This is a genomic window from Staphylococcus sp. HMSC056G08, assembly GCF_001812305.1.
GTDB lineage: Bacteria > Bacillota > Bacilli > Staphylococcales > Staphylococcaceae > Staphylococcus > Staphylococcus simulans.
Genome location: NZ_KV808457.1, coordinates 56,170 through 72,844, shown reverse-complemented (window position 1 = coordinate 72,844; position 16,675 = coordinate 56,170). Strand labels below are relative to the sequence as shown.

General features: G+C 36.3%; 12 protein-coding genes. 4 read left to right on the top strand and 8 right to left on the bottom strand.

Translation table 11 applies throughout. The annotated features are described in order from the left end of the window. Nucleotides 1-59 precede the first annotated feature (59 nt). Nucleotides 60-2,165, bottom strand: a complete 2,106-nt coding sequence (gene nrdE, locus HMPREF2846_RS05210) for a class 1b ribonucleoside-diphosphate reductase subunit alpha (RefSeq protein ID WP_023015386.1) — start codon at nucleotides 2,163-2,165, stop codon at nucleotides 60-62. Then, nucleotides 2,128-2,529, bottom strand: coding sequence for a class Ib ribonucleoside-diphosphate reductase assembly flavoprotein NrdI (nrdI, locus tag HMPREF2846_RS05205; protein ID WP_023015387.1), 402 nt, complete (start codon nucleotides 2,527-2,529; stop codon nucleotides 2,128-2,130). The genes nrdE and nrdI overlap by 38 nt, the downstream gene beginning before the upstream one ends. A gap of 884 nt (nucleotides 2,530-3,413) precedes the next feature. Here nrdI and HMPREF2846_RS05200 point away from each other — a divergent pair. The 4 genes from HMPREF2846_RS05200 (at nucleotide 3,414) to HMPREF2846_RS05185 (ending at nucleotide 8,310) form a co-directional block, all read left to right on the top strand. Next, the gene (locus HMPREF2846_RS05200) at nucleotides 3,414-4,301 is read left to right on the top strand and encodes a DMT family transporter (RefSeq protein ID WP_070626000.1); all 888 of its coding nucleotides are present in this window, start codon (nucleotides 3,414-3,416) and stop codon (nucleotides 4,299-4,301) included. Between the two features lie 2 nt (nucleotides 4,302-4,303). Next, nucleotides 4,304-4,807: a preQ(1) synthase gene (gene queF / locus HMPREF2846_RS05195; protein WP_070625999.1), complete on the top strand. Its 504-nt coding sequence runs from the start codon at nucleotides 4,304-4,306 to the stop codon at nucleotides 4,805-4,807. Between the two features lie 182 nt (nucleotides 4,808-4,989). Beyond that, nucleotides 4,990-6,513 carry a peptide MFS transporter gene (locus HMPREF2846_RS05190; protein WP_002481519.1) on the top strand — a complete coding sequence of 508 codons (1,524 nt, stop codon included), beginning with the start codon at nucleotides 4,990-4,992 and terminating at the stop codon, nucleotides 6,511-6,513. A 294-nt stretch (nucleotides 6,514-6,807) separates the two neighbouring features. After that, complete coding sequence (locus HMPREF2846_RS05185) at nucleotides 6,808-8,310, top strand: peptide MFS transporter (RefSeq protein ID WP_002481518.1); 1,503 nt, start codon at nucleotides 6,808-6,810, stop codon at nucleotides 8,308-8,310. A gap of 124 nt (nucleotides 8,311-8,434) precedes the next feature. On the opposite strand, the gene HMPREF2846_RS05180 is transcribed toward HMPREF2846_RS05185, so the two are convergent. The 6 genes from HMPREF2846_RS05180 to HMPREF2846_RS05155 all read right to left on the bottom strand — a co-directional run bounded on the left by HMPREF2846_RS05180 (nucleotide 8,435) and on the right by HMPREF2846_RS05155 (nucleotide 16,569). After that, nucleotides 8,435-8,971: a 5' nucleotidase, NT5C type gene (locus HMPREF2846_RS05180; protein WP_002481517.1), complete on the bottom strand. Its 537-nt coding sequence runs from the start codon at nucleotides 8,969-8,971 to the stop codon at nucleotides 8,435-8,437. Nucleotides 8,972-9,113: 142 nt separating this feature from the next. Then, entirely contained in the window at nucleotides 9,114-10,178 is a 1,065-nt protein-coding gene (gene hisC, locus HMPREF2846_RS05175) for a histidinol-phosphate transaminase (RefSeq protein ID WP_070625998.1), read from the bottom strand. A gap of 163 nt (nucleotides 10,179-10,341) precedes the next feature. Next, complete coding sequence (locus HMPREF2846_RS05170; RefSeq protein WP_070625997.1) at nucleotides 10,342-11,856, bottom strand: ABC transporter permease/substrate-binding protein; 1,515 nt, start codon at nucleotides 11,854-11,856, stop codon at nucleotides 10,342-10,344. Then, nucleotides 11,853-12,809, bottom strand: a complete 957-nt coding sequence (locus tag HMPREF2846_RS05165; protein ID WP_002481514.1) for an ABC transporter ATP-binding protein — start codon at nucleotides 12,807-12,809, stop codon at nucleotides 11,853-11,855. Before HMPREF2846_RS05165 ends, HMPREF2846_RS05170 begins: the two co-directional genes overlap by 4 nt. Before the next feature lie 97 nt (nucleotides 12,810-12,906). Next, nucleotides 12,907-14,685 (bottom strand): DNA helicase RecQ, encoded by a 1,779-nt coding sequence (gene recQ / locus HMPREF2846_RS05160; protein ID WP_070625996.1) that lies wholly within the window; start codon nucleotides 14,683-14,685, stop codon nucleotides 12,907-12,909. A gap of 12 nt (nucleotides 14,686-14,697) precedes the next feature. Then, complete coding sequence (locus tag HMPREF2846_RS05155; protein WP_070625995.1) at nucleotides 14,698-16,569, bottom strand: ABC-F family ATP-binding cassette domain-containing protein; 1,872 nt, start codon at nucleotides 16,567-16,569, stop codon at nucleotides 14,698-14,700. Nucleotides 16,570-16,675: the final 106 nt, after the last annotated feature.

Sequence of the window (16,675 nt, the reverse complement as noted above, 5' to 3'; positions counted from 1 at the left end):
TAAAAAATTTATATGATTAGAGGAACAACCTCGTTAAGATTGTTCCTTGATAGGCTTCATTAGATTGCGCAGCTTGTACATTCTTCTACGCTTAATAATTTGTTACGTGTATAATAAAGTGATTTTAGACCTTTATGATGTGCATAGACATATAAACGTGCTAATTCACGTGTAGAGATTTCTGAGTTAACGTAAAGGATTGTTGAGATACCTTGGTCAACGTGTTGTTGGATTGTTGCTACTAAATCAATTAAACGCATTTGATCTGTATTGAATGCTGATTTGTAGTACCACATTGTTTGTGGTGATAAGAATGGCATTGGATAGAATGTTTCTGCGTTGCCATACGTACGACGTTCGATTTGGTCAACAATCGGCATTACTGAACTTGTTGCGTTTTGCACGTAAGAAATACTTTGTGTTGGCGCAATCGCAAGACGATAAGCATGATATAAACCATATTGCTTAACATCTTCTGCTAAAGCTTTCCAATCTTCTGCAGTAGGGATTTCTAAACCTTCAAATAAAGGTTTAACTTTTTCGTATTCAGGCACGATATCCGCTTCTGTATACTTTTCAAAGTATTTACCGCTCGCATAATCTGATTTCTCGAATTCTTTATAAGCTTCGCCGCGTTCTTTCGCAATTTGCATTGAACGCTCGATTGAGTAATAGTTCATCATCATAAAGAACACATTTGCGAAGTCTTTTGCTTCTTCAGATTCATAACCGATTTGGTTCTTCGCAAGGTAACCATGCAAGTTCATAACACCTAAACCAACAGAGTGCAATTCACTGTTTGCTTTACGTACACCTGGTGCGTTTTGGATGTTTGCTTCGTCACTTACAACTGTTAAAGCATCCATACCTGTGTGTACAGAATCTCTGAATTTACCTGATTCCATCACATTGACAATGTTCAACGAACCTAAGTTACATGAAATGTCACGTTTGATTTCATCTTCCACACCATAGTCATTGATAATAGATGTTTCTTGTAATTGGAAGATTTCAGTACATAAGTTACTCATTTTGATTTGTCCAATGTTTGAGTTGGCATGTACTTTGTTTGCGTTATCTTTAAACATTAAATAAGGATAACCTGATTGTAATTGTGTTTGAGCAATTGTATTTAACATTTCACGTGCATCTTTTTTACGTTTTAAGACATTCGGATTTTCGACCATTTCATCATAGTATTTATCAAGATCGATATCATCTAATGTTACACCGTATTCATTGTAAACTGTGTGTGGTGCGAACATGTAGAAGTCTTTACCTTCTTTTGCAAGTTCAAAGAATTTAGCAGGTACGATTAAACCTGTAGAAATTGTTGCTAGACGAAGGTCTTCATCTGCGTTTACTTTTTTCGTATCTAAGAATTCTTCAACATCATAGTGGAAGATGTTTAGGTAAACAGCACCAGCACCTGGTCTTTGACCTAATTGGTCTGCGTAGCTGAAGCCGCCTTCAAGTGATTTTGCTACAGGTAAGACACCTTTTGCGACACCTTTGATTCCTTTGATTGCTTCACCACGTGCACGAAGTTTAGATAAGTTGATTGCGACACCGCCGCCGATTTTACTTAATTGTTTCGCTGTTGAATCAATAAAGTTGATAGAGTTTAAGCTGTCATCTACTTCTAATAAGAAACATGATACAAGCTCACCTCTACGGGCACGGCCTGCGTTTAAGAATGTTGGTGTTGCAGGTTGGTAACGTTGTTCAATCATAGATGAAATAAATTGTTTTGCTTGCGCTTTGTCACCATCTGCTAAATAAAGTGCGACAATAGTCACGTGTTGTGTATAGTCTTCTAAATATTGTTTTTTATCGTTTGTTTTTAATGCATAATCTTTAAAGAATTTACTTGCTGACATATAGCTCGCAAATGTAAATGGAATACTGCGTGCATATTCAGTAATTTCTTTTAAGTCTTCTTCACTATATGTTTGGAATACATCTACATAGAAATCATTATCTACAAGATAGTGCAAACGTTCGATTTCTGAATCGAAATAAATCGTATGATCTTTGATTTCTTCTAAATAAACTTCTAGCGCTTCTTGGTCTTTTTCTAAGCTGAAGAAACCATTTTCTTTACGCTTTGTAACCTCATTATTTAACTCAATATGATTGTATTGCTTTTCGTTCATAGTCTTCATATAAATGCCCCACCTTATCTTTAAACTCTTCTACGTCTTTCTTTGTACCTTGTACTTCAAATTTCATTAATAGCGGAACGAGATATTCTCGAGAAATGGTCTCGCTGGCTTTCGCAAAGTTTTGACCCCAGTTACGGTTACCACTGCCGACCACTGCTCTGATCATGTTTCCGTTATGACTTAAAAATGTTTTGACAACATCTGGCACTTCTCCAAAGCCGATTGTACTAGTGACCAATACATAAGGCTCATCCAAGCGCACATCCGCGCAGTTATCATTTGTAATCTCTAAAGTGTCCTCAAATTCAGTTCTTGCAACAAATCGTCTCACGTTACCAGTAAATGAAAAATATACTACCTTCATTGAATCACCCGCTTTCTTACAAAGAACGCGCTTAATCGTCACATAGCGTCATGCACATATTATTCATAATTAAAAAACATGCCAGGCTGCCGTACTGGTATTGCTGTTTCTAAAAAGAAGTTGTGACTGCTGCATGTTTTAGTTTATTTCGATATGTTAAATGCATTGCTCCCTGCCACTACATATTGTGTTGGTAATCAGTTAACCGAGTATTCCTTCACAATACTCTTGTCCAAATAAGTACAATTACTCATATTTCTATTTGCTTAGACATGACTTGTCATCACAACTTTGAACACGATTTCTCAACTATACAGAACATATTGGTTAAACCCCTAACCAATCTGTTCATCTTGCAAATTCTGTGTGAAATTGCCTTAAAATAGTGAAATATAATTTTCTTATTTTTGGACTCGACCACAATATATAGTGTTAGGTTCCGTTCTTCAATACTATATTATGTGATTCATTATACCGAACACCTATTATAATTTCAAAGAGATTCACCCGCTAAAATTTTCTTTAAATTTGTCAAAATTGATGAAAGTAGCGTCATCTCTATGCTTGGCGTTCTTAAATTTTTCCAAAAATCATTTTAAAATAAATAATTGTAATTTTGCTCTTGATTTTTTGAGAATTTGTGTACCGCTTGTTATCACAAGATTTCGCTGATTTGCGTCATGAAAGTCTTAACACAATTTATTCATAAACACAAAATAATCATTCCTTTCAGTTAGTGACGTGTCATTTAATCCAATAGATAGAACGTACGTTCGGTTTATAGTATACCATGTTCATTTTCTTTAGCAAGTCTATATAGGCACTTATTTCTATATATGCTAAGATGATATACGTTAAGTTTTGAGGAAAGTTGAGGAAAGTATATGGATCCAAAAATAAAAGGAATCATTGCGATACTTGTTTCAGCTATAGGATTCAGCTTTATGTCCCTATTTTTCAGACTTGCTGGTGATTTACCCGTCTTCCAGAAGTCACTCGCTAGAAACTTAGTCGCAATGCTCATTCCACTGTATTTCTTATATAAATACAAACAACCCATGTTTGGTAAATTAAGCAGTCAGCCCTTATTAATTGCACGTTCAACCCTTGGTTTAATCGGTGTCTTATTCAACATTTACGCTATAGACCATATGCTGTTAAGTGACGCAGATACATTGATGAAGCTTAATCCTTTCTGGACGATTTTACTCAGTATGATTTTCTTGCATGAGAAAATCCGTAAATATCAAATTACAGCGATGTTAGTCGCAATTGTCGGTATGTTATTTGTTGTACAACCGCAATTCTCTTCAGAAATGATTCCAGCTATCGTCGGATTATTCTCAGGTATCTTCGCCGCATCAGCTTATACTTGTGTACGTGCATTAAGTACAAGAGAAGCACCTTATACGATTGTCTTTTACTTCTCTTTCTTCTCAATTATTGCTTTAATTCCATTCGTTATCTTTACGTATGTACCGATGTCAGGCCTACAAATGATTTATTTAGTAGGTGCCGGCTTATCAGCTGCTGTCGGTCAAATCGGAATTACACTCGCATATAGTTTTGCACCTGCAAAAGACATTTCAATCTTTACGTATGCTTCCATTATCTTTACAGCGTTAATGGGCATTGTCATTTTCGGAGAATCACCGGATTTATATGCTACACTAGGTTATGTCATTATTATCAGTGCCAGCTACTATATGTTCGAAAAAGCACGCAGACAAAGCAGAAAACCAGTACAATCGTCTCATGGAGGAGGAAAATAAATATGTCACAACAAGGCAGAAGCAAAGAAGATTTAGAAGATCTTACATTGCTTGGTAATCAAAATAACCAATATGACTTTAATTATCGTCCAGATGTGTTAGAGTCTTTCGATAATAAACATCAAGGACGCGACTACTTTGTAAAATTCAATTGTCCTGAATTTACATCATTATGTCCGATTACAGGCCAACCAGATTTCGCTACTATCTACATTTCATATATTCCGAATATCAAAATGGTAGAATCTAAATCATTGAAACTTTATTTATTCAGTTTTAGAAATCATGGTGATTTCCACGAAGATTGTATGAATATTATTATGAATGACTTAATTGAATTAATGGATCCGCATTATATTGAAGTTTGGGGTAAATTCACGCCACGCGGCGGTATTTCTATTGACCCTTATACAAACTATGGCCGTCCTGATTCTAAGTATGAAAAAATGGCTGAATATCGCATGATGAATCACGATTTATATCCAGAAAAGATAGATAATAGATAATTGCAGATTTATTTGAAGAACAACCTGATTAAATTCGGGTTGTTTTTTATTTTGTGGGAAGCGGATACATAACTTTTTATTACAAAAAATGTAAAAGGTAGCTTCATTAATTTTCAGAATTTTCTTGTATATACACTTTTAATAGCTTAAAATTATTTTAAGTCATTCTTAGGGGGAAATTTATGAACAAGAAACAATATACACGCGAAGAAGTTATTCAAAGCACACCACGAACTGGTTTCTTTGGTCATCCGAAGGGATTAAGCACACTATTCTTCACTGAGTTTTGGGAGAGATTCAGTTACTATGGTATGAAAGCTATTTTAGTTTACTACCTGTATTATTCTGTGGCTAAAGGCGGATTCGGATTAGATGAGTCTGTAGCCATGCAGATTGTTGCTTTATACGGAACGTTAATCTATATGTCTGGGGTTATCGGGGGCTGGATTGCTGACCGTATCACAGGAACACAACACGCTGTGTTCTTCGGCGGTATTCTCATTATGTTCGGTCATATTATTTTAAGTTTACCGGGCAGCCTAACCGCCGTTATGATTGCTTTATTACTCTTGATTATCGGGACAGGTTTGTTAAAACCAAACATTTCTACAACAGTCGGCGAATTATACGATAAAAACGACAACCGTGTTGATGCAGCTTTCACTATTTTCTACATGGGAATTAACTTAGGTGCTTTAATTTCACCTATTTTAACTGGTTACTTACAAACACGTGTTGGTTTCCATGCTGGTTTTGCAACAGCAGCTGTCGGGATGTTTATCGGTTTAGTTGTTTACTGGTCTAAACGTAAAAAGTATTTAAATTTAGCAGGGTTATCTGTACATAATCCATTAACAAAAGAAGATACTAAGAAATTCTCTTTAATCGCTTTAGCAATCGTCGCAGCGTTTGCCATTTATTTAATCGTTTTAAAGTCATTCAATGCATTAACAATTGAAAACTTCAGTTTATTAGTTACATTTATCGGAATTGCTTTACCAATTTACATTGTAGTTTACATGCTTGTCAGCAAGAAAGTGACACCAGAAGAAAAATCTCGTGTCGGCAGTTATGTACCGTTATACATCACTTCTGTAGCTTTCTGGATGATCCAAGAGCAAGGTTCTACAATCTTGGCAAACTTTGCAGATAAGAAAACAGAATTAAGCTTAGCTAAATTAACAGGCGGCGCGATTCATTTCGATATTCCAGCTGCTTGGTTCCAATCATTGAACCCTATCTTTATCGTAGCGTTAGCACCACTCTTTGCGATGTTATGGGTCAAACTCGGCAAACACAACCCACCTACTGTCATTAAATTCGCATTAGGTGCCATCATCGGTGGGGTTTCATATTTAATCATGGTCGTTCCTTTAGCTGGTGGATTAGCACCTGGAGAACTGATTCACCCTATCTGGTTAGTCTTAAGCTTCTTATTAATCACAATCGGTGAGTTATGTATCTCACCTGTCGGTCTAGCTACTACGACAAAACTTGCACCATATGCCTTTACAGCACAAATGATGAGCTTATGGATGTTAAGTAATGCGACTGCACAAGGTCTGAATGCGCAGCTAGTTGTTGTATACGCTAAAATGGATTCAGGTCAATACTTCTTATACTCTGGTTTACTGACACTAGCTATCGGGGTATTGCTTGTGATTATTTCACCATTTGTACGTCGTGCAATGAAAGGTATTCACTAATACAAAATCGAACAAATTTAGTCTGAAATCTCTCAGAGGTTTCAGGCTTTTTCTATGGTCAATTTTTCACTTTCACTTTTTTGCCATATTTCAATCTGCATACCTTCTTTAGTTAAAATCTTCTCAAATTACGCCTTTTCTTCTAATTAAGCTTGATTAATCATGTTTTATATCTTATTCTTTTCAGAAAATTGTTAATATTTTTATTTTTAGAAAATTATTGAAACTCTCTTTTTTACATAGTAGAATCGAATATAATCCACTCCGTTATAGGATAGAAAGGTCGGGGTTAGTTTGCAGAACAATTTACATCAAAAGCATGTCCAAGAAATACCACAGAAAGGGTTCTTTGGACATCCAAAAGGATTAGGAGTCCTCTTCTTCGTAGAATTTTGGGAGAGATTCAGCTATTACGGAATGCGTGCACTCTTAATCTTTTACATGTTCTTCGCTATTAAAGATGGCGGATTAGGCATGGATAAAACGACTGCACAGTCAGTCATGTCAGTATATGGGTCACTGATCTTTATGACCAGTGTACTTGGCGGCTGGGTCGCAGATAGAATCACAGGTACACGCAGAGCGACAATGTATGGTGCTATTTTAATTATTATCGGTCATGTTTTCTTAAGCTTGCCGTTAGCACAAACAGGACTATTCATTTCAATGTTCTTTATCATCGTAGGTTCAGGACTTATGAAACCGAATATCTCTAATATTGTAGGTCGCTTGTATCCTGAAAACGATAAACGTATCGATTCAGGGTTTGTTATTTTCTACATGTCCGTAAACATGGGTGCCCTTGCTGCGCCATTAATTTTAGACCAATTCTCTAAAGGTCATATGTTCCACCAAGGTTTCTTAATCGCAGCAATCGGTATGACACTCGCATTGGTTATTTATCTTTTATTCAACAGACGTAACTTAGGTAACGTTGGTTCAGCGCCGACAAACCCATTGAACGCAGTTGAAAAGAAACGTTATTCAATGATTACAGGTATTGTAGTCGTAGTCATCGCACTTGTATTAATCATCACTGGTTTAACTGGTACATTATCATTCAACTTAGTCAGCACAACTGTCTTAATCTTAGGTATTGCCTTACCAGTCTCTTACTTTACAACTATGATTAGAAGTAAAGAGGTTACAGATGATGAACGCTCACGTGTTATTTCATTTATTCCGTTATTCATTATTGGGGTAATTTTCTGGTCTATCCAGGAACAAGGTTCTAACGTTTTAAACATCTACGCATTTACAGGCACAGATATGAAATTGAATTTATTCGGTTGGACAACTGATTTTGGTAAAACATACTTCCAATCAATCAACCCATTATTCATTGTATTATTTGCGCCAGTATTGTCTTATGTTTGGAAGAAAATGGGAGATCGCCAACCAAGCCTTGCGACTAAATTTATTTGGGGTGCTTGGTTAGCAGGTATTTCATACATCTTAGTAGCGGTAGTCATGATGACTTCTGGCGGCAGCACAGTATCCGTAAACTGGGTTATTCTGTCATACATCATTTGCGTAGTCGGTGAGCTTTGCTTATCACCAACAGGTAGCAGTGCTGCAGTAAAATTAGCACCAAAAGCTTTCAACTCTCAAATGATGAGCTTATGGTTATTAACAAACGCTACTGCACAAGCCATTAACGGAACACTTGTTAAATTAATCGAACCGTTAGGCTATCAAAACTACTTCTTATTCCTAGGAGTTCTAGCAGTAGTTATCGGCTTAATCGCATTTATGTTTGTACCAAAGATTATTAAAGGTATGCGCGGCATACGTTAACACATAAAAGAAGCATCAAACGCTATTCAAAATAGTGGTTTGATGCTTTTTTTTATGTCATTACTTAATTCAACTATAAATGTAGAATAAGAAAAAGACGGGCGACCCCGTCTGTAAAATTTGCTTATTTATTTCCTAAGAAATATTGTTCAACTTCTTTCCAGTTATTGACACGATCGAAATCTTTATTGTGGATGTTATGTTGTGCTGTATACATCACTGGTTTCCCTGTAAAGCGTGCAAGTTGTCTTGGATTGTCATCGATTAAATAATCTGCTTTGACAATATTCTTTCTACCGCAGAAGACAAATTGTTGCGGATCTAAGAATGGGAAGTGTACTCTTAACCATTCATATTTTTCATGGAATGAAGTCGGCACATCCATTGCGGCTGTCGCAATATAAATATCATAGTGTTCAGCTAACTTCTTTACCACTTCTTGTGAATCTTTAATAACTTCTAAATTCTTAAAGAATCCTGGTTGTTTTAATACTTCATCAAGTACCCCTTCATGTTCAGGCATAAAGTGACGTAGTTTATTCCCATCTAATAATGCCTCTTTAATACCTAAATCTGTGCGTTTATTCACTTCTTCAATCAATGCTTTGATTGTATCTGCTAAAACTTCATCCATATCAATCGCTATTGATTCTCTCTTCATTACTGATAGCAACTTCCTTTCCTTTTCTTCTCTTCGAGTATAGCATATTTATTTTATAGAGTTGTGAAGTCTGATTTGAAAATATGTAAAGTAAAAACAAGTATCAACACGAAATTATGTTGATACTTGTTTTTGTTATCGATTATGCTTCAAAATCAAAGTCTTTAAGCACTTCGATCATTTTATCATTTTGTTCTGGGAAGCCAATGGTAATACGTACACCAATCGGGAACTCACGCGTAATACATCCGACTTTTAATAACGCTTTGTATAAGTCATGCGGACGTTTCGTATTCACAAAGACAAAGTTCGTTTGGCTGTCAAAGAAATGTTTGCTTTCTGGAATTTCAAAGAATTTTGCACGTTCCTCAGCATTTTTTTGTTGAATGTCTTTTAAGTAATCTTGATCTTGATATGCTGCGACTGCCGCATATTCTGATAAGCGCCCTACGTTAAACGGTGGACGAATAATATTATAGTTATGAATTGCTTCTTCAGTCGCAATGATATAACCGACTCTTAGACCTGCTAGACCATATGCTTTAGAGAACGTACGCATTAAGAACGCATTTGGGAAACGTTCTTGTAACTTTAATGTATCTGGGAAATCTTCCGCAGTCACAAATTCAAAGTATGCTTCATCAACTAAAACTGGAATATGACTTGGCACTTTTTCTAAGAACGCTTCTAAATCATCATGTGTCACATATGTGCCTGTCGGGTTATTTGGATTACAAATCCATACTAATGCAGTGTCTTCATCAATCGCTTCTAAAATACCATCTAAATCGAATTGACCATTAGGTTTTAAAGGTACTTGTACGACCTCTGCCGCTTCCACAATCGCATTATGATAATACTGACCAAATGTCGCTTGGCTTGTCACAATCTTGTCTCCAGGCGTTAATACCGCACGAGAAATCATTAAGATAACCTCATCTAAGCCAGCTCCAAATAAAATACGATTTTCATCAATGCCTAACCCTTTCGCAATTTCCTTGCGTAATGTCGGTGCACCTGTTTCAGGATAATACAACACTTCATCTACATGCGCTTTAATCGCTTCTTTCGCTTTAGGTGAAGGACCATATAAGTTTTCATTTGATGCTAGTTTATGTAATTCAATGTCTAAACCGAATTCTTCTTTTAACGCTCTTGGTGATAAGCCTGGTTGATACGCTGAGAGCTGTTTAATTTGTTCTTTCATAGATACATCTGCCTCCTCAAAATGTTGTTTCTAATAATTTTAAATTTACTGACAATTATATACCTTTAAGCAACCCTTTGGCAACGACAAATTTATTGTACCTCGATTATGTTAAAACTAAAAAGAAAGCCTGAGTTAAAATACCCAGACTTTCTTATTCATATTACTTAACTAAATTGTGTTTCTCTAAATACTCTTTCGCCACATGATACGGATCTTCATCTTTCACTGTGACTTTGTAGTTCATGTCTTGCATTTCTTCATCAGTGATTTTACCTGCTAATTTATTGAGCGGTTTGATGATTTCAGGATGTTCTTTGAGATATTTCTCTTTAAACATCGGTGCACCTTGATATGGCGGGAAGACGTGTTTGTCATCTTCTAAAATGACCATATCGTATTGTTTCAACTCTGCATCTGTTGAATAAGCATCAATTAAATTGATGTCACCTTTTTCAACAGCTTGATAACGTAATTTCGGTTCCATTGTACGAACTTTATTAAAGTTTAAATCATATGCTTTAGAAATGGCTTTATAACCGTCAGGACGGTCGTTAAATTCTAAAGTGAAACCAGGTTTGATATCATCTTCAACTTTTTGTAAATCACCAATTGTTTTCAATCCGTGTTTCTTCGCAAAGTCACGCTTCACAGCTAATGTGTAAGTGTTGTTGTATTTCATCGGTTTCAACATCGTCATGTTTTCTTTTTTCTCTAGACTTTGTTTTGCCTGTTCGTACACTTTAGCTTCTTCTTTGGATTTCAGTGGTTCTTTAGTTAATTCACCTAAAACTGTTCCTGTAAATTCTAAATAGCCATCAATATCGCCAGATTTTAAAGCATTGAATAAGAATGATGTTTTACCCATGCCATCTTTAACATCCACTGTGTTGTCTGTTTCTTCTTCGATTAAAATCTTATACATATTCGTAATGATTGATGGTTCTGAACCAAGCTTGCCGGCAATCGTGATTTTATCGCCTTTGCCGCCTAACATTGGGATAACAATGACAAGTGCTACAACTAACACGATAGTGCCTAAAGTGATCAACAATTTCTTATATGATAGTTTCTGCAAGAAACGTAAGGCTAAGTCAAAGACAATCGCCAAAATAGCAGCTGGAATCGCACCTAATAAAATTAACGAACTGTTGTTACGGTCGATACCTAATAGGATTAAATCACCCAGGCCGCCTGCACCGATTAATGCTGCAAGTGTTGCAGTACCAATGATTAACACCATTGCTGTACGAATACCTGCCATAATAATCGGCATCGCAATCGGCAACTCAACTTTCGTCAAACGACGTCCAGGTTTCATTCCGATACCTTTCGCTGCTTCAACAAGAGACGGATCAACTTCCTTAATACCAGTATATGTATTGCGTAGAATTGGCAGTAACGCATATACAACTAATGCAATAATCGCTGGCACTGTTCCAATACCAAACAATGGAATCATTAGTCCTAATAAAGCTAGTGAAGGAATCGTCTGCATCACAGCGGCAACGTTGATGACCGCTTCAGAAAAATGCTTTGTTTTCGTCAGTAAGATACCAAGCGGTACTCCGATTAAACAAGCAATTAACAATGCGATAAAGGAAATTTGCATATGTTCTAACAGCGTGCTCAGCAATTCCCCTTTTCGCTCTGAGAATGTTTGAAAGAATGCATTCATGATACGTCACCTCTCTTACTTTGAGCTAAAAACTTAAAGACATCTTCTCGTGTTAAGAGATGGTGTTGATCATGTTGTTTAATTACGACACTAGGATAGTGTGTTAAATCTTCATATACCTTGTTTAAAGGTGTATCTGGCAACAACACCGGTAAATCATTTGGTGTATCAACTGTTTTAAGTTGTTTGCCTTGCAGAAGTTTTTCAAGCGTTAAGTGAGACGTATCCGCATGGTCATATTGATTAATAAACTGTCTCACAAAATCATTCTTAGGATGTTGCATAAAGCCATCAGGTGTATCGATTTGTTCTACACGTCCATCATTAAATAAACAAATGCGATCTGCTAATTTCATCGCTTCATTAATATCATGTGTCACAAAGACAATGGTTTTTCTGATTTTAGCTTGCAGCTCAATCAAATCTTCTTGTAAATTCGTACGACTGATTGGATCTAAGGCACTAAATGGTTCGTCCATTAAAATCACTGGCGGATCTGCAGCTAATGCACGTACAACACCGACACGTTGACGTTGTCCGCCTGATAATTCATCTGGTTTGCGATCGCGATATGTATCAGGATCTAGATTCACCATCTCAAGCAACTCATCAATACGCTTGTCTATCTTAGCTTTGTCCCAACCTTTCATTTGCGGTACTTGCGCAATGTTTTCCTTAACCGTCATATGCGGAAATAACGCGATTTGTTGAAGGACATACCCCATATCCCAACGCATTTCATAAACAGGAAAATCACTGATTGGTTTACCTTTGAAATAAATATAGCCTTTCGTTAAGGGGATCAATCTGTTAATCATCTTTAATGTTGTTGTTTTACCACTGCCGGAAGGACCAATTAAAACGAAGAACTCACCTTCTTCAATGTTAAAACTGACATCTTCGACAGCCATTTTATTACCGTATTGCTTCGAAACGTTTTTTAACTCAATCATGCATAGGTCACCCACATTCTATTTCTATTTTAAAAAAGAACAGCAAGCTCACACTATCGTTAGCACAGTGAAACTTGCTGTTCTGTATTTAAATCTATTAAACTTGCGCTTTATAATTGTGAATCGTTTCAATAAATTGAGGACAGTAATGTTTCAATTTATAACTACCGACACCGTCAATCGCAATCATTTCCTGTTTGGATTCAGGTTTACGTTTGGCGAATTCTTCAAGTGTAAAATCAGTAAAAATGCTAATCGGTGCTACATTTAATTTCTCGCTGAGTTCTTGTCTGACTTGTACTAATGCGTCAAACAATGCTCTATCGACACCTTCAATAGTATTGATATTGACTTTTTCACGAGATTTTTTCTTGAATGGTACAGTATAAATTTTTAAATCCTCACTTAGTATTTGCTTAACCTTTTTATCACAAGTTAAAACCTCATCATTTTCGTTTAAGAAGCCTTTGAAGCGCAATTCATCAATTAAATGACTACATTCTGATGTCGTATACTCTTTCATAATACCGAAAGTTGATAATTTGTCATATCGGTTATACTTGATGTAATCAGACAACTCGCCTCTCAGCACTTGAATAATCACACCATAAGTCTCTTGTTGACCCATACGCACCACACAACTGATGATTTTCTTCGCTTCATTCGTCATATCATACGTTTTATTTTCATTACGACAATTACTGCAGCGGCCACATTCTTCTAATTTTTCATTCGGCTCGAAATAATGAACCAATGTAGCTTCTAAACACTTCTTCGTTTTGGTATATTGAATCATTTTATTGAGTTTCTCACCCATTTTTTCTTTATAGTCATCATCACCCTTAGAAGATGAAATAAAGAATTGATGCAGATTAATATCACGTTCACTAAACAGTAAGATACATTCACTTGTTAAGCCATCACGTCCTGCACGTCCAGCTTCTTGATAATAAGATTCTAAATCTCCTGGCATATTGTAATGAATGACATATCTCACGTTAGATTTATCAATCCCCATACCAAACGCATTTGTCGCAATTACAACTTTAATGCGATCAAAGACAAAATCATTTTGTGCTTCATCACGCTCTTTATTCGTTAAACCTGCATGATAAATGGCACTGCTGATATTTTGATCTTCAAATACTTGTTGAAGCTCTTCAACTTGTTTTCTTGTTGAACAATAAATAATCCCTGCTTGTTGTTTGTGTGCCTTTACATAATCCATCACAAATTTTTGCCTCTGATATGTCGGATTGACTTTAAAGACTAAATTAGGACGTTTGATACTTGTTTTTACTCGGTTCGCACCTGGGATATGCAGGCGTTCCATAATATCTTTTTGTACTTCAACAGTAGCTGTTGCGGTTAAAGCAGCAATCGCAAATTCTTGTGGCAAGCAAAGGACTTTATCAATGACTTGTTGGTAACTTGGTCTGAAATCATGTCCCCACTTAGAAATACAGTGTGCTTCATCAAAAGCAACTAAGTGAATATCTAATCCGAATAGCAACTGCATAAATTGACGATTCTCAAAACGTTCAGGCGCCGCGTATAAGAATTGAATCTTACCTTGACGTAAATCTTCTTCAATCGCTCGTTGTTCTTTTTGCGATAAGCTGCTGTTTAAAAATGCAGCGTTAATGCCCATCGCTTTTAATTGATCGACTTGGTCTTTCATTAATGAAATTAATGGGCTGATCACAATTGTCACGCCGCCCATTATCAGTCCAGGCACTTGATAACATAATGATTTACCGCCGCCAGTAGGTAATACCCCTAGCACATTCTTTTTGTCTAGTATTTTGGAAATAATCTCCCTTTGTCCTGGACGGAAATCTTTATATCCAAAATAATGCGATAATGTCGTTTCCATAAAATTGACCCCTTATTGTTCTTTTAATTCTTCTAATTCGCTCCATCGTGTCATATCTTCTTCATATTGTGATTCTAATGCTTCTTTTTCAGTATTCAGTTCTTGAATTTTCGCATAATCATCACTTGCGTCTACCATCTCTTGTTCAATCACTTCTAGACGCGCTTCAGTCTCTTCAATACGTTCCATAATCGTATCGTATTCACGTTTTTCTTTATAAGACAATCCCTTACGTTGTCTTTCTTTTTGAACTTTTGGTTGAGCTTTAGCAACTGCTTGTTGTTTCTCTTGTTCTTGCTTATAAGCTTCATAGTCTTCAAAGCTTCCAATAACACGCTCAATTTGACCGTCATGCACATACCAATATTCTTGTGCAACTTTATTTAAGAAATAGCGATCATGGCTGACAGTAATAACTGTGCCGCCGAAAGTTGCGATATAGTCCTCAAGAATAGTTAGCGTTTCAGTATCTAAGTCATTTGTCGGCTCATCAAGCAACAATACATTCGGTTGATGAACCAATAATCTTAGTAAATACAAGCGTTTTTGTTCGCCACCGGAAAGTTTATATACTTTTTTACCGTGTGTAGCACTTGGGAATAAGAAACGCTCTAACAATTGTGTTACTGACACCGTCGTACCATCTTTTTCTTTTGCAACTTCACTTTCTTCTCTTAAGAAATCTATCACACGGATATCTCTATCTAAACGTTCATCCGTTTGTTTAAAGTAAGCTGTTTTGACTGTTTGGCCGATTTTCAGTTCTCCACTGAAGTCAGTATCTTCACCAGCAAGGATATTTAACAACGTCGTTTTGCCTGCACCGTTAGGTCCGACAATCCCGATTTGTTGACCGTTTTGTATGATTTGCGTCACATGTTCAAATAACGTTTTATCCGCAATGCTTTTAGATACATCATCTAGTTCAAAGACTTGTTTACCTAAACGAGAATGCGCTAGGTTCAATTGTCCGCTTTCACGTGTTGTTTGATTTTTTACTTGTGATTCTAAATCACTAAAGCGATTAATACGTGCTTGTTGTTTTGTTGTTCTTGCTTTTGCACCTGCACGCATCCAAGCAAGTTCTTGTTTATATAAAGCACGTGCTTTTTGGTTTTGTTGCTGCTCTATTTGTTCATTCTCCGCACGCATCGCAATATAGTCTTCATAGTTACCTGGATAAGTCGTTAATTTGCCTCTATCCAATTCAATAATGCGTGTTGAAACTTCATTTAAGAAATAACGATCATGCGTTACAAACAAGACAGTATGCGGATATTGTTTTACGTAGTTGATCAACCATTTTATTGAATCGAAATCTAAATAGTTGGTCGGTTCATCTAGTAATAATAAGTCTGGCTGTTCAATTAATGTTTTTGCTAAAATGACACGTTTTTGTTGGCCGCCTGATAAAGATTTAACCGATACAGACGTATCATGAATACCAAGCTTTGATAAAATCGTTTTAACTTCTGCACTATAGTCCCACGCTTCTGCTTGGTCCATTGCTTCTTGCATTTTCATCATATGATTCAAGTTTTGGTCATTTTGCGTTTGGCTATACTGTTGTACCGCTTTTTCATAGTCTCTGATTAACTTCACAGTATCTGTGTCCGCACTCAAGACTTCTTCAAGTACTGTTCTGTCTTTAGTTAAATCTTGCTTCTGAGAAGAATAACGAATGCGATAGTCATTCGGACAATTCACTTCTGCTTCAAAGTCATCATCCAGCCCTGCGATGACTTTTAGTAATGTACTTTTACCTGTACCGTTAATCCCTACAAGTCCGATACGTTCATGTGCTGAAACAGATAAGTGCAAGTCATCAAAAATCACTTTATCTGCATAGGATTTATGTAAATGTTCAATTTTATACGCTTCCATGTCATGCCTCCACTTATGTTCAGTCCGTTCATTTAATTGAGTTTTCAACCTTTATCTCAATTTTCAGTTCTATATATTATACACCCTTTGCACGTCAAAAGATACT

Bases quoted from the DNA above. Each gene is read 5' to 3' on its own strand.
- nrdE (WP_023015386.1), bottom strand. From the start codon at position 2,165: ATGAAGACTATGAACGAAAAGCAATACAATCATATTGAGTTAAATAAT.
- nrdI (WP_023015387.1), bottom strand. From the start codon at position 2,529: ATGAAGGTAGTATATTTTTCATTTACTGGTAACGTGAGACGATTTGTT.
- HMPREF2846_RS05200 (WP_070626000.1), top strand. From the start codon at position 3,414: ATGGATCCAAAAATAAAAGGAATCATTGCGATACTTGTTTCAGCTATA.
- queF (WP_070625999.1), top strand. From the start codon at position 4,304: ATGTCACAACAAGGCAGAAGCAAAGAAGATTTAGAAGATCTTACATTG.
- HMPREF2846_RS05190 (WP_002481519.1), top strand. From the start codon at position 4,990: ATGAACAAGAAACAATATACACGCGAAGAAGTTATTCAAAGCACACCA.
- HMPREF2846_RS05180 (WP_002481517.1), bottom strand. From the start codon at position 8,971: ATGAAGAGAGAATCAATAGCGATTGATATGGATGAAGTTTTAGCAGAT.
- hisC (WP_070625998.1), bottom strand. From the start codon at position 10,178: ATGAAAGAACAAATTAAACAGCTCTCAGCGTATCAACCAGGCTTATCA.
- HMPREF2846_RS05170 (WP_070625997.1), bottom strand. From the start codon at position 11,856: ATGAATGCATTCTTTCAAACATTCTCAGAGCGAAAAGGGGAATTGCTG.
- HMPREF2846_RS05165 (WP_002481514.1), bottom strand. From the start codon at position 12,809: ATGATTGAGTTAAAAAACGTTTCGAAGCAATACGGTAATAAAATGGCT.
- recQ (WP_070625996.1), bottom strand. From the start codon at position 14,685: ATGGAAACGACATTATCGCATTATTTTGGATATAAAGATTTCCGTCCA.
- HMPREF2846_RS05155 (WP_070625995.1), bottom strand. From the start codon at position 16,569: ATGGAAGCGTATAAAATTGAACATTTACATAAATCCTATGCAGATAAA.